Annotated in this window: 12 protein-coding genes and 1 pseudogene; 3 read left to right on the top strand and 10 right to left on the bottom strand. The window is 26.5% G+C overall.

Annotated elements, in window-relative coordinates; genetic code table 11:
* Window positions 1-6: 6 nt before the first annotated feature.
* The 4 genes from KYD98_RS13370 to KYD98_RS13355 form a co-directional block, all read right to left on the bottom strand.
* Entirely contained in the window at window positions 7-828 is an 822-nt protein-coding gene (locus KYD98_RS13370; RefSeq protein ID WP_219780545.1) for a DUF4037 domain-containing protein, read from the bottom strand.
* Window positions 829-961: 133 nt separating this feature from the next.
* Window positions 962-1,681, bottom strand: coding sequence for a 2-phosphosulfolactate phosphatase family protein (locus tag KYD98_RS13365; RefSeq protein WP_219780544.1), 720 nt, complete (start codon window positions 1,679-1,681; stop codon window positions 962-964).
* Between the two features lie 62 nt (window positions 1,682-1,743).
* Complete coding sequence (mnmL, locus tag KYD98_RS13360; protein WP_219780543.1) at window positions 1,744-2,670, bottom strand: tRNA modification radical SAM protein MnmL/YtqA; 927 nt, start codon at window positions 2,668-2,670, stop codon at window positions 1,744-1,746.
* A gap of 244 nt (window positions 2,671-2,914) precedes the next feature.
* Entirely contained in the window at window positions 2,915-3,991 is a 1,077-nt protein-coding gene (locus KYD98_RS13355) for a hypothetical protein (RefSeq protein WP_219780542.1), read from the bottom strand.
* A gap of 135 nt (window positions 3,992-4,126) precedes the next feature.
* Here KYD98_RS13355 and KYD98_RS13350 point away from each other — a divergent pair, with 135 nt between their 5' ends.
* A complete protein-coding gene (locus KYD98_RS13350) occupies window positions 4,127-5,200 on the top strand; it encodes a YkvI family membrane protein (RefSeq protein ID WP_219780541.1) in 1,074 nt (357 codons plus the stop codon).
* Window positions 5,201-5,409: 209 nt separating this feature from the next.
* Window positions 5,410-6,324, top strand: coding sequence for a radical SAM protein (locus tag KYD98_RS13345; RefSeq protein WP_219780540.1), 915 nt, complete (start codon window positions 5,410-5,412; stop codon window positions 6,322-6,324).
* A gap of 175 nt (window positions 6,325-6,499) precedes the next feature.
* Here the strand turns inward: KYD98_RS13345 and KYD98_RS18445 are convergent, their stop codons facing one another.
* The 6 genes and pseudogenes from KYD98_RS18445 to murI form a co-directional block, all read right to left on the bottom strand.
* Window positions 6,500-7,831 (bottom strand): peptidoglycan-binding domain-containing protein, encoded by a 1,332-nt coding sequence (locus KYD98_RS18445; protein WP_219780539.1) that lies wholly within the window; start codon window positions 7,829-7,831, stop codon window positions 6,500-6,502.
* A 202-nt stretch (window positions 7,832-8,033) separates the two neighbouring features.
* Window positions 8,034-9,746 (bottom strand): annotated as a pseudogene (locus KYD98_RS18440) (S8 family peptidase); the annotation flags it as partial.
* Window positions 9,747-9,875: 129 nt separating this feature from the next.
* Window positions 9,876-10,544 (bottom strand): helix-turn-helix domain-containing protein, encoded by a 669-nt coding sequence (locus tag KYD98_RS13330; RefSeq protein WP_219780537.1) that lies wholly within the window; start codon window positions 10,542-10,544, stop codon window positions 9,876-9,878.
* 1 nt (window position 10,545) lies between these two features.
* A complete protein-coding gene (locus tag KYD98_RS13325; protein WP_219780536.1) occupies window positions 10,546-10,914 on the bottom strand; it encodes a DUF3783 domain-containing protein in 369 nt (122 codons plus the stop codon).
* A gap of 33 nt (window positions 10,915-10,947) precedes the next feature.
* Window positions 10,948-11,469, bottom strand: a complete 522-nt coding sequence (locus KYD98_RS13320) for a peptidylprolyl isomerase (RefSeq protein WP_219780535.1) — start codon at window positions 11,467-11,469, stop codon at window positions 10,948-10,950.
* A gap of 277 nt (window positions 11,470-11,746) precedes the next feature.
* A complete protein-coding gene (gene murI / locus KYD98_RS13315) occupies window positions 11,747-12,520 on the bottom strand; it encodes a glutamate racemase (RefSeq protein ID WP_219780534.1) in 774 nt (257 codons plus the stop codon).
* Window positions 12,521-13,031: 511 nt separating this feature from the next.
* Between murI and KYD98_RS13310 the strand changes: the two genes are divergently transcribed.
* The gene (locus KYD98_RS13310) at window positions 13,032-14,930 is read left to right on the top strand and encodes a type I glutamate--ammonia ligase (RefSeq protein WP_219780533.1); all 1,899 of its coding nucleotides are present in this window, start codon (window positions 13,032-13,034) and stop codon (window positions 14,928-14,930) included.
* Window positions 14,931-15,273: the final 343 nt, after the last annotated feature.

Raw genomic sequence — 15,273 nt, 5'->3', positions numbered from 1 at the left:
TTCATATCACCTATTCTTCATAATGAACCCTTCATTTTCTAATAATATATCTAAATTTTTTATTAATTCATCCATTTTATATAAAATGGTATTATCTTCTTCTACTGAGGATTGTAACAATTCCTTAATATTACTCTCCATGTTTTTAGGAATTATAAAATTATTATCTTTTATAATTTTTAAAATCTTTTTTTCACCCGGATGTGGAAATTCATTTATTGCAAATATAATATCAAAATAACTAGCTAAGAAAGCAGCTATTCTATGATTTATGCTAATAAAATCCTCTCTCTTTAATGCTTTCTCTATTTGATAATAATATGCTGGACTTTTACATTTTAATAATTGATAATTTTTTTCTATTATATTTCTTTTTAATTTCAAAGGATAAGGTAACTTATATTTCTCTTTTAGATTTGTTAATTTACCATTTTTATCATAAAGTATCTCTGAATTTATAATATTACTCCAAAAACATGTTGTATATCCTACATCTGCTTCACATTTGATTAATGTTCTATTTAATGTTGAATCAATCCATTCAATATTTCTATATATTATTTCTATAGGTATATTACATCCTTTTAATATACCATCATCTTCTGATTCCCAAAAAGTATTATTTAATTCTATATAAGAACAACATTTATCGGTAATCCTCTTTCTATCTTTTAAACTTAAATCTTTAGTTAAATAAACATAAACATCATAATCAGAATTTTCATCACTTGTTTTACTCCCGTATGATCCTCCTAGTAGAATTCCCTCTACATCTGATAACATTGAAAATTCATTAACTATTTCTAATAAATTTGTATTGATATTCAAAAGTACTCCCCCTTAATTTAATAATCCCCTTGAATAAAGTAGTATATATTATACTACTAATTAAAGTTTAGTATGTTATCTTTTTAAAATCAATACAAGTATTTTTATTTATATAAAAATATCCACTTATATTTTAAAATGTGGTCTTTATTTTTCCATTATAATATTCTGGAACTATATCTATTATGCTTTTCTTTATGCAATACTCTATATCATTATCTAATTTTAAAGTTTTCATAACTGTATAGTGTCTAGCTTCTTTAATATAATTTATAGTATTTTTATTACTTTCATATATCATATTTGATGTTTTAGCTATATCTGTAAGATCTATATTTTTCTTTTTATTTAATATAGTATTTATTATATATCCACCACATATATAATCATCCATAGAAAATTCTCCATTAGTCCCTGCATTAACTATAACTATGTCTTCATTAATTTCTAAAAGTTTTTTAGCAACAGCTTCTGCATTAATCATAGCTGCTATAAAAATCCTTTTTGCTGGCAAACATTTTGTAAGTGCTCTGGTACCATTTGTTGTTGTCATAAGCACTGTTTTATCTTTAACATTTTCACTTGTATATTCTAATGGTGAATTACTTAAATCAAATCCATCTATCTTTACTGCTTTTCTCTCTCCACCTAATAAATATGTACCTTTTTCTAAATTTTTTGATGCTTGTACTGTTTCTTCTATTGTAAGATACGGTATTACTTCCTTACATCCATTACTAATTGCTGTTGTTATAACAGATGTTGCTCTAAACATATCAATTACAACAACTATTTTATTTTTAATTCTGCTTTCCTCTATATAATCAGCTGATATTATAACATCTATTTTCATCTATGCCACTCCCCCTATATTCTAGGCATTTATCTATTTCAATATTTAATCAAAATTACTTGCTATTTAAAATTTTTGCCTTGGTATAAATCATTATCTTCTAAAGATTTGTCTATTGCATTTAGTACTTCCCATTTTTTTAAACTCCATAATGGTCCTATTAATAAATCTCTAGGTGCATCACCTGTTAATCTATGGACTACCATATCTTTAGGTAATATAGATATCCCTGTGCATATTAAATCTATATATTCTTCTTGTGATAAAAATTCTAGTTCTCCATTTTCATATAATCTTACCATAGGAGTTTGTTTCATTAAGTGTAATAAGTGAAATTTTATTCCTTTGGCTCCTGAATGAGCAACATAATCTATTGTTTTTAACATATCATCATGATTCTCTCCAGGTAATCCTAATATAGTATGTACAACAACATCTATGCCTCTTTTCTTTAAATTCATCATAGAATTTTCAAATACACTTAATGTATATCCTCTATTTATCCTTTTAGCAGTTTCATCACTTACTGTTTGCAAACCAAGTTCAACCCAAACATATACTTTTTTATTTATTTCTTCAAGTAAATCTAAAACATCATTATCTAGACAATCAGGTCTTGTAGCTATTGCTAATGCCACTACATCTTCCTGACTTATAGCTTCTTCATATTTTTTTCTAAGTTCTTCAATAGGAGCATAAGTGTTAGTATATGCTTGAAAGTATGCTATATACTTTCCATTTTTCCATTTATTTTTCATCATAGTTTTTACATCATTAAATTGCTTTGTAATAGAAAAACATCTATCTCCCGCATAATCACCTGAACCTCTTTCACTACAAAATAAACAACCGCCTTTGCTTATTTTTCCATCTCTATTAGGGCATGAAAATCCACCATCTAGTGATATTTTAAATACTTTTTCACCAAATTTGTTTCTTAAAAAATAATTTAAACTATGATACCTTTTACCATTCCAAAAGTTATTCATATTTCCTCCTAGTTATACTATTTATATACTTTTACTTTAGACATAATCAAAAAATAGCAAATCCATATGCCTTAATTTAGCTTAACATATTTAAATGAAAAACTTAAACCACTTTTAAATGACTTATGAGCAAATTTTATTCATACTTATATACTTTATCTAATAATTTGGCTATGTCCTAAATAAATGTTAATATTACAATACAAACATTTATTTAAAACATAGCCAATAATTTATATATTATTTAAACTTCTTTTTTATTTATAGTTGCTTTTTGTATATTAATATTATAAATTCCTGATTCATCATCCCTTACTTTTCCTATTCCTTCCACTAATGTGACTTTAATTGTAACTTCTTCTTCACTTGTATACATAACTTTTATATTATACTTATCAATCGGAAATTTATCTTCAACATTTAATGGAGAGCGCTCACCACTCTCAGTGTCAAATATCTTTAATCCTATTCCCTTACCATTTTCACTATAAGAAACTAATAATTTATCCTCTAATGAGTTAAATACTACACTATCAATTTTACAGTTTCTTAATACACCACAATTACTCATTTTTTCAGTTTGTGATTTTTCTAGTATTCCATTAGTATTATCTTGATTTTGCGATTTATCAGCATCATTGCTTCCAATAGTAGCAACTGAATCTTTTTCTTTTACGTATAATATTCCGATAAAATTATCTTTTCCATCTGTTGTAACATATGTAACTTTATCCTGGTTATAACCTAAAGCAGCACATGAAAAATTTTTATTTGGTACTTTTAATTCTTCTAATGCTCCGCTTTCTTTATTATATACCTCTTTAGGAATGTCAGAAAGTTTTAATAAAAGCTTACTTTCACCTTCAGATGACTTCTTCATCCTTAATTGATTATTTATACTATATACTTCTGCTACTTCTTCAGTTTTCAAATCATTTACTTTATAGTCATCTCCCTCTTTTATAACATTTACATTATATTTGTCTAAACTACTATTAGATCCATTATCATTTCCTCTTATTATATCAAATATAATTGAAAGTTTATTACCTGAATCTACAGTTTTATCAACCTTGAAAGATTGAATTTTAAAATTGCCCAAATTACTTTGCCTTTGAATTGAAAAAAACTCATCTGTACATAATTCTTTAGCTTTCTCTAAATCCCCTTCTTGTAATATTATTAAATATTCATTAGCTACTGTAATTGCTTTTTTACTATCATATACATCAACTTCAGTTTGACTTGAGTTATTAGTTTTACAGCCTATTAATATAAAGATTGTAATTAAAATCATTATTTTTGAAATAATTTTTTTCAAAATCAATAACCTCCCTTTTAAGTATCTTATATTTATTTTTCCTAAGAAATGTAGTGTTATGCGAATAATTGAAGAATAAATAAAATACTTATCTTATATAATTAATAATGAAAATATTGTTAAGGAGAATGAGAATTGAAAAAACAATTTATTAGCATACTTCAGGTTGCTGCCGTATTTATAGGTACAGTTGTTGGTGCTGGATTGGCATCAGGTAAAGAAATTACAGAGTTTTTTACATCATTTGGTATAAAAAGTTTTATAGGAATATTGGTTTGTGGAATATTTTATATATTTATAGGTCTTATTATATCCAGAATAAGCATATTCTATAAATTAAATTCGTATGGTGATTTAATTAACACAATAAGTCCCAATGTTATAGGCAAGTTTACTGGTTTTATAACTACTTTATATCTTATTTCTAGTGCATCTATAATTTTAGCTGGTAGTGGAGCTTTGATAAATCAATTTTTTGGTATACCTAAATTAATTGGATCTATAATAATGATCTGCATATCATTATTTTTTCTGCTACGTGATACTGATGGATTAATTGAAATAAATTCATTTATTGTACCATCTTTAATATGCACTATAACATTAATTACCATTTTATATTTTTTATTTTGTAAAGATGCTATATCATTCCAAAATTTAACTCGATTTAAGCCTAGAAAAACCGGTCTAGCAGTTTCAACAATATTGTATGCTGGATATAATATACTTTGTTGTTCTGGCGTACTTGTTCCTCTTAGTACTCAAATTAAAAAGAAAAAAACTATGGTTTTAGGAATATCTATTGGTGCCATAGGCCTTACTATACTTTGTTCAATGATAAATCTTATGCTAACAGTTAATCAACCACATATATATAAATATGAAATTCCATTATTACTTGTTGCTAATAGATTTGGTAATATTATTCAAGCTATTTTATTAGTTATAATTTGGCTAGAAATGTTTTCAACAGAAGTTTCAGATGTGTATTCTATAAGTAAAACTTTAGAACAAACTTTTAATATAAAATTCAAAAAGGGAATTTTTATAGTTTTAGCTGTAGCACTTCCAATCTCCCAAATTGGATTCACTAACTTAATTACAAGATTATATCCAGCTTTTGGAGTATTAAGTTTAATTTTTATAACTCAATGTATAATTTTTTATTTTAAACATAAAAAACAATTTATTGATTCACATTTAGAATAATAACTTAAAAAAATGACATACTGATTTTTTCAATACCTATAACAGCATGATATAATAAAAATATATAAGTTCTAATAAAGTTTATTCATTAGTATAATAAATGATATGACTTACCAATATAATAATGAATTTATATATAAATAAACTATACTTTTAAATAGTAATGATATTATAAATATATTTTGAGATAATTACTTAAGGAGATACGTATGAAATATTCATATATGTTAAAACAATGTGTACTTTGTCATAGAAATTGCAAAGTTAACAGATTAAATAATGAATTAGGATTTTGTAATGCCTCAGATAAAGTTAAAATAGCAAGAGCAGCACTACACTTTTGGGAAGAGCCGCCTATATCAGGTAAAAATGGTTCCGGAACTGTATTCTTTTCAAACTGCAATTTCAGTTGTGTATTTTGTCAAAATCACGATATAAGTCAAGAACATAAGGGAATAGATATCTCTATTACAAGACTTGCTGATATATTTTTAGAACTTCAAGAAAAAGGGGCTCATAATATAAATTTAGTCACTCCAACACATTATGTTCCTCAAATAATAGAAGCATTAGAAATTTCAAAATCAAAAGGATTAGTTATTCCAATATTATATAATACAAACAGTTATGATTCTCTTGAAACTATTAAATCTTTAAATGGATATGTAGATGTTTATCTTCCTGATTTTAAATATTTTAATGATAAATATTCTATTAAATATTCAAACGCTAAAGAGTATGCATCAAATGCATTATCAATAATAGATGAAATGATTAAACAAGTTGGAAAAACTAAAATTGATTCAAATGGAAATATAATTAAAGGAGTTATTATTAGACATTTATTACTTCCAGGACTTTTATTTGATTCAAAAAAAATTGTTGATTTATTATTTAATAGGTATGGAGATAGTGTTTATATTAGTTTAATGAATCAATATACTCCTATGTTTAATGCATGTAATTATCCTGAAATAAATAGGCCATTAAACCCTAAACATTATGATAGTTTAATTCAATATTCTTTAGATATAGGACTTAAAAATGGATTTATTCAGGATGATGGAACTAATAATGTAGGGTTTATACCTAGTTTTAATTTTGAAGGTGTATTAAACTCTTAAATTTTCTAATTACCTTTAGAAACATAAAGTTAAATAATATACCCATATGCTCCTCTATGTTAATCTATTATTTATTTTATTATGCCTTAAATGTGTCTTATAGTATATTTTAAATAATAAATTAAGAGGATATCTCAAATATGTTATCTATTTTTGAGATATCCTTATTTATTCACTATTCAAAATAAGAGAAATTAGGAATGTTCTTACTGTATGATTCCAAAGTTATTGGAGGAATAAAAATTCGCTCTTTATCAATAGAACCTCTAAGTTCTGCTATTTTAGTTACTCCTACATAAACGTCAGATATTTTATACCATGTTGAATAATCAACAACTCCTGTTTGTGGTAAATTAAATACCTGTTGAAATACCTTAACTGCATCTACAGTTTTTGAACCAAAAACTCCATCTTCTGCAACTTTAGGTATTAATGGATAATTTCGAGATATTCTATTTAATTGATTTTGTATTGTTTTAACAGGTTCCCCAGATGATCCTATAGTTAAATCATAATCCGGATATGATTTAGGACTGCCTTGTACCTTTTCAGCTGTTTCCAATTCAATATCATTTCCATAATAGTATTTTAAAATTTCAAATGGAGGCATACCTTTTGAACCTAAACCTTGACTGCCCCATTGGCTTAACCATTGTGGACAATTAACTTTTTTGCCATCGCAATATTGAGTTAAAAGAGGTTGTTTTTTTCCTATTCTTTTAACATAAGTAGAAAATATCTCATCTACAACTACACTTATACTATCATAAATATTTCTTCCATAACTAAATGCATGATCATAAGCTGTAGAACTTGTTACATCAAAGTTCTTTCCTTTTCCTCTATACCATTCTGTATATATTCTATTTAAAGTAAATGATATTATACAAAATATATTTGCTCTTATTGCATTTTCTGACCAAGTTGAATAAATTTCACATGATGCAACATTTTTAATATACTCTTTAAATGGCACCTTGTAATTTGGTGCTGATGTATCATTAGGAGTTCCTTGATGAACTACTATATATTCAGGTACAACAGGTTGAGCTAAAACTACTCCTGATGTTGGTGGTGGTAATGGTTTATTTTCTTCTTCTGGAATTTTAGGTGGAAAATTACCATTAAGTCTATTGGGTTGAATCTCTATGACTCTTTCTTGTCTAGAATTACTTCTACTTTCAATCAAGTTACATCTCTGATAAGCAACCTGATCTGGGAATATCTGACACCCTATTATTATTAATGTTTGAAACCCCTCTCTTTGCACTGTTATATCATACAAACTATACGGTAATTTCGTGCTATTTTCATCTAAAGAATATTCTATAGGTGGTGCACTTAAATCTATTTTATCTGTTAACCCAATTGTATTTGTAGTTAATTGAATAGGAACTGTAGCATTTTCCATTCTGTTACTTTCTTTAACATAAATTTTAGCGCCATCTACTGGAATATAATTATCACCATTAAAACATTGTATTTTTAAACTTCCTTTATCAGCCACATGATTACTCCTTAATATTTTTCTTCCAAAATATCATATGAGTTTAATTAAACATTTGTTACTGCAAGTTAGGTATAGAATATTTTTCAGGAACTCTGATAAATAAATTTCCTATATAAAATTCATAACTTTTTTCATTACTATTTATTTTTATTAGTTTATTTGATTGATGTATTCTATAATTATGTTTTTTTCTACTACCCAAAATAAAATTAATAGTATTTTCAACTAAAGAAAGTGTAGAGAATGCACAAACAGTTCCATATCCCCATAGTGGATTAGGATATTTTATGTCAGTTCTTGTTCTATTTGCTCCTCTTACTAAATAATATTTTAGTCTTTGCCCAAATAAATATGGGTCATTTCCTTTAACTATTCCCCATTCTGTAAGTAAAGCACATATACCTGCTACCTGAGGTGCTGCCATAGATGTACCTGTTTTAGTATCATATCCACCATTTGGTATAGGACCTAATATTGCTTCTCCAGGAGCTACAATATCAGGCCTGATTGTACCACCTAAAAGTTTTCCTCTTCCACTAAATGTTGAAATATTATTAGTTATAGCATTATAACTCCCAACTGCAATTATATTATCAACGGTTGCTGGTATCCCCAAAGTATTGAATGTTAATGGTTCTAAAAATTTTGTTTTTGGATTTAAACCTTCTGATACAGGAAGCCATATTGAATATTCTCCTTCATATTGATTTATTACTTGTATCTCTAATGTCCATATACCTTCAGCTATATACTCTCCTATTGGTGAAATAATTATTTGAATTTCACTATTTAATTCAAATGGCTTTGGACCTGCAACATATATATCATATCTATTTCTTCCTATATTACCTTGAAAATATCCAACCTCTAAATTAATATCTCCACTACTTTGTCCTGTAGGAGAAATTATATTTATAACTATATCTGGAAGAATAGATTTATATATATTTATAACAATAGCTGTTTCATCACTTGCTATATTAAATGTTTTTTTCTGACTTTTCTTTAATAATCCTCCTGAATGGTGACCAGCATCACCTTCATTACCTGCTGCAATAACAATTGATATTCTTTCTAAATTAGCTATTGTTCTAATATATTGCTCTAAAAGGCTAGTTCCATCATGTGCTCCATTATTAGTGCTTAAACTAATATTTATTACTAATGGTATATTAAGTTCCTTACTTTTATCTAATAAAAACTTAATGCCTTGCATTATTTGTGAACTTAAAACCGAAACACCCCTTGATGCTTTTACCATTGCTATTGAAGCTTCTGGTGCTACACCAATATACATAGGATTAATATTTCCTCCTGCACATGCAATTCCTACTACATGTGTACCATGACCTGTGCTATCTCTAGATGGTACTATTGAAAATGGGTCTTCCGATTTTATAGCTCTATTAATAGTTTCTTTGTTATATATATTCCCTCCAGTACTCAAATCATAAATATACTCTATTCTAGTAGTCCCTTCTTTATTCATAAATGCTGGATGAGTATAGTCTATTCCTGAATCTATAAATCCAACTAAAACCCCTTTTCCAGAAATGTTATAATTAGATACGGCTTGTGGTATACATGATGCTTGATTATTATATACATCTGTTTCATATAAATTTTTAGGTAGTTCCATATATTGAATACTGTCGCTTAAAGCTAATTCCTGTAATTTATCTACTGGTATCTTTACTAGTCCAAAATTAAAATTTAAATCTATGAATTCTCCACCTAAAGTCTCAACTTCTAATTTAACTTTTTCAAATGTATCTCTATATAAAATTATTATTTCAATTTTATTATCTTCTTTATTTAAGTTAAATTTGTTATATAATTTATTCAATATAGCACTTGGTACATTAGTTAGTAATCCTATAGATGAATCTACTTTAGATAAATCTGTTGGCATTAATAAATCACTTCCATAAATATTTATATAAATTATATTATGCATATAAGTATAATAACTTCACTTTAAATAAAAAATCTTAGTAGAATATTCTACTAAGATTTTTATTTATATATTAAGTTCTTATATTTAAAGTTTTATCTCTATTCTTTCTAATTTTGCTATTACACTTATTTCCTTTGATTCCATGGTTTCAGTAAATAAAGAACCTGAATTACTAACTAATAGTACCTTAGAATTTCCTAGACTTTTTATTTGTCTAATTTTTCTTTTGCCTTTATATTCTATTAAAAATAATCCGTTATTACTAAGCTCTTTAACTATATGTGCAAATGCTAAATCACCTTTTAACATTCTAAATCCTGTCATTTCATCATCTTCTATTTCTAGATAAAAAACTTTATCTTGTGGATATCCTTCTACTTTATTTGAATAAATAGGTAGTTCTTTAGATCCTTTTTTATTAGAAAGAGAATAATCATATATGGGTACACTTTTAATCACTGATGCAAAAGCATCTGTCCATACCTCAGATTTTTCTATTTTTTTATTTGGCAATTCTTTTATACTTTTCTTTTCTTTCATAAGTTCTTCATCAGTAACAACCATACTTATATCATTTAAATCTGTTTTTAAGAATTTAGCAACTCTTTCTATAAATGATTCATTTGCAACTTTTCTTCCAAGTTCAATATCATTTATATATTTTTCAGCCACACCTAATTTTTTAGCTAAGACTTTCGCAGATATACCATTTTTTTCTCTAGCTTGTTTTATCTTTTCTCCTACACGACTCAACTTACTCTCTCCCCTTTTGTTGCATTTTAAACCATTCTCTCTCTTCAATTAAATGTTCTAATAGATATTTAAATGACCAATTACTAGAAGTGGGTGTTGTTACTGCTAACACTCCTCCATTAACAAAGCTCCTTATATACTTTATTGCACCTTTTAATTCTCCTTCACTGAACCCATTAAAAACTACCATCTGCTCATCTGGAACTTCCTGCTCTCCTAATAAAATGTCATTTCCCTCTATTATGTCTTTAATCTTTATATTCGCCATATTATTAGTTAATTTAATAACTTTTCCATATCTTTGCTTTATTTTAGTAATTATGTTTTCTTCTATCCCATATACTAATATACATTTAATATTTTGACTCATTATACCACCATCTTTATAAAATATAACTCAATATTATTCTATTATTTCTGGTTCTTTATATTCTTCCCCTTGAGTATCAACTTTCATATTTTCAATTACTTGATCCTCATAAGGTCTATCATATACATCAGTTTTTGAAGAAACTATTTTTTGTGCAATATCCATTCCTTCAATTACTTTACCAAATGAAGCATATTCGCCATCTAAATGTGGAGCATCTGCAACCATTATAAAGAATTGGCTTCCTGCAGAGTTAGGATCCATAGCTCTTGCCATAGATAATACACCCTTTGTATGTTTTAAATCATTTTTAAATCCATTATTTGAAAATTCTCCCTTTATGCTATATCCTGGACCACCCATTCCATTACCTTCTGGGCATCCCCCTTGAATCATAAAACCTGGGATAACTCTATGAAATATTAATTCATCATAAAATCCTCTATTTATTAAATCAATAAAATTATTTACTGTATTAGGTGCCATTTCTGGATATAATTCTGCTTTAATAACCCCTCCATTTTTCATAGTTATTGTAACAATCGGATTTTTCATGAAAATTCTCCTTTCAAATTCAAACATTTAAGTTAAAATAATTAAATATCTGTTTTTTCTTAAATTTAGGCACATGAAATAAAATAATAGATCAAAGAGGCGTTGTATATTTTGTGTCAGACAAGGAAGTAAATTTAGTTAATAGCAAGTATTAGCTAAATTTGCTGACGCAGTATCACGCAAAATAGACGAGCATACTGGTCTATTATTTTTTTGAATATGCCTTAATATTATTATTAACTAAATAACTTTTATAATTCATTATTTAGTATTAATACTACATATTTATTAGTCTTTCGCATAAACTAATAGTTTCTTTACTACCATTAGAATTTAATATAACTACTTCTCCTTTTTGGCTTTTATCTGTCAGTAATCCTTTTTCTTCTAATCTCCTTTTTAATTCCTGAGAAGTTCCAACACCACCATCAATAATAGGTACATTCTTATCTACTATATTGTATAATGTTTTTCTTACAAAAGGATAATGTGTACATCCTAAAACTATAACCCCAATTTCATCAACTAAGTAGGGTTCCAATTTTTGTTTTAAATAGTTTTCTAAATCCTTACCTTCAATTACACCTTGTTCTATAAATTCAACCAATTTAGCACATGGTAATGATATTATATTATAATCTTTATCATAATTCTCCATTAAGTGTTTAAATTTTTCTTCCCTTAATGTCATAGGTGTAGCCATTATTATTATACTACCTTTTCTATTATACTTTACTGCTAATTTTAATGCTGGTTCTATTCCTATTATAGGGACTTCTTTATACTTATGTCTAATTAAATCTATCGCTGCACTTGTTGCTGTATTACATGCTACTACTATCGCCTTTGCATTTCTTTCTAATAATAAATCAACTGCATTAATAGTTAATTTCCTAACTTCCTCTAAACTTTTTGTACCATATGGTGCATTTTGAGAATCACCAAAATATATATAATCTTCATTAGGCATTAAACGAATAGCTTCTTTCATTACACTTAATCCGCCTACACCTGAATCAAAGAATCCTATAGGGCTATTTTTAATATCCAAAGTGTTCACACTCCAATTTTCCTAGATTATCTAATAAATATTTTATTACTTTATTAAAAATAAATCTATATAGAATTAATTTTAACTATACTTTTATGGTAAATTTTATTTATAATAAATAATATATATAAGCTTAGATAAAATTTGTTCATTAATATAAATTTAAAAATATTTATAAATAATATTACCACTCACTACTCGTGAGGAACTTATGTAGAAAACTTATCATATATATGCTTCTAACTAGATATTATTAATTAAATATATAGTTTCCTACAAAAATTATATATTTAATTATAACTATAATAACTTAGTTAGAACATACTTATTAAATTTAAGTTTAAATATATTGACAGTCGTACATACTTATAATAGAATTCTTTATAATAGTTGAATTCGCGAATATTAAAACTTATTTTTTATTATTTGTTCGACATAAGTCATTCTATAAATCTACAATTGAAAGGATGTGAAGAGCTTATTACAGAGTTATGCTGTAGTAGCCGATTATATGAATAATTTACTTTATATTATTAAAAAAGAGAATCATACTGCTCAAGATTTAACAAAAATTTTAAATGAAAATCCACAAATTAAATTTGTTTCATTTGTGGGTATTGATTTATCTGGTAACGATACTGATGAAAAAATACCTATGAAACTTTTTTTAGAAGACATAGATTCTTTTTTAAATGGAATAGCTGTCCAAACAGACGGTTCTTCTGTTGTACTACCAGGAATTGCAACTTTAAATAATGCTAAAGTTGATATGGTTACAGATTTAGATAGTACTTGGTTTGTTGACTATAACTTCAATTTTATTGACCCAAGTAGTAATAAACCTGTTGGAACTTTAAGAATTCCTTGTTTCTTATATCATGATAATAAACCTGTTGATTCTAGACACATCCTAAAAGCTGCTGTATCTACCTTCAAAGAAAATCTTAGTAATATTTTTAAGACTAAACCAGAAATTTTAAAGCCTTATGGAATAACTCCTGAAGACGTAAATGAGATAATTATTACTTCAGCTACAGAGTTAGAATTCTGGGTTAAAACTCCTAATGATAACGCTGAAGTTGAAGAATTATCAACTTCTCAAGTATTACATGAACACTATTGGACTAGAACTAAAGGTGCAGTAAGAACAGCATTAGAAGAAACTCTTATTCTAATGGAAGAATACGGATTCGAACCTGAAATGGGTCATAAAGAAGTTGGTGGAGTAAGAGCTAAGTTAAACTCTTCTGGAAACTTTGATCATGTCATGGAGCAAATAGAAATAGATTGGAAATATTCAGATTCATTGCAAGCTGCAGATAATGAATTATTTGTTAGAATATTAGCTCAAGAGACATTTAGAAGAAATGGGCTTGAAGTAACATTTATGGCAAAACCAATTGAAGAAGTTGCTGGTTCAGGTATGCATACTCATTTAGGCGTTAGTTTAAAATTGAACAATGGTAAAAGAATCAATATATTTAATGGACCTAAAGATCATTTCTTAAGCATAATAGGATATGGTTCAATAATGGGTATCCTTAAAAATTATGAAGTTATGAATCCATTTATTTCTTCAACAAATAATTCTCTTAAGAGATTAAAACCTGGCTTTGAAGCTCCTGTATGTATAGTAACATCTCTAGGACAAAGTCCAGAAAATCCATCAAGAAATAGATCTATATTACTTGGATTAATTAGAGATTTAAATTCACCACTAGCTACTAGATTTGAGCTTAGATCTCCTAATCCTCATACCAATACTTATATAGCTATGGCTGTTTCTTATATGGCGATGCTTGATGGTATACTTTATGCTGTAAACAATAATAAAACTGAAGATGAACTTCTTAAAGAATTATCAAAGAAACCTGGTGAAGATGCTGATTATCTTGAAAAAGATAGATCTTATAGATCTGAAGATGATGTATTTGAAGCATTTACTGAAGATGAAAGAAATGAATACTTTGGTAAAGCACCAGCTACAGTTTATGAAAACTTAGCTCAACTTGATATGTATCCTGAAAAACTTCAAGTATTAAGAAATAATGATGTAATGACAGAAGCAATCATTAATAGCTTTAAATTAGCTACTATAGAAAGATGGTCAACTGAAATTTCTCATAGAATTATTAATACTTATATTAATGAAATTAGATCATTCTCACCTTTACATTCATTAGATAAAGCTTTAGACTTAGATATCTCTATTTGGATGAAGATAAATGATTTAAGAATTTATATAATGAAAGATACTTATACTACTGAAAGCTTATTTACAAAGATTAAAAAAGCTTTTGTTAATAAAGATTATAATGAAGCCTCAAAATTATATTTAGAGCTTGAAGATAAGATGAAAACTCTTAGACAATTATATTCTTCTTATAAGAAAAATCTTTTAGATATCTAATAAAAAATTGTATATTAATTTTATTATTAAAATGGAAAAAGGAGCTATGGCAAACAGATTTAAATCTATTTGCTATAGCTCCTTTTCTAATTTTACAAATCATTATATATATTTTAATAAATAAAATGTTATCAAACTTAATTGCTATTTAGAAACATTCTTAAAAGGACACTAAAATCTATAAAGTTGAATTTATGAACCTGTTTTTTATGTTTTATGATGATATTATTAATCAATTTACAAATTATGTATTATAATGATATCAGTATATTTTTTCCATATTATATATCAAAAAGTAAAAATAGACAATTTTACATTTTTTGTTATATAATATATTAGTGTA

The organism is Clostridium weizhouense (genome assembly GCF_019431045.1).
Lineage (GTDB): Bacteria > Bacillota > Clostridia > Clostridiales > Clostridiaceae > Clostridium > Clostridium weizhouense.
This window is presented reverse-complemented; position numbering and strand designations above follow the sequence as displayed.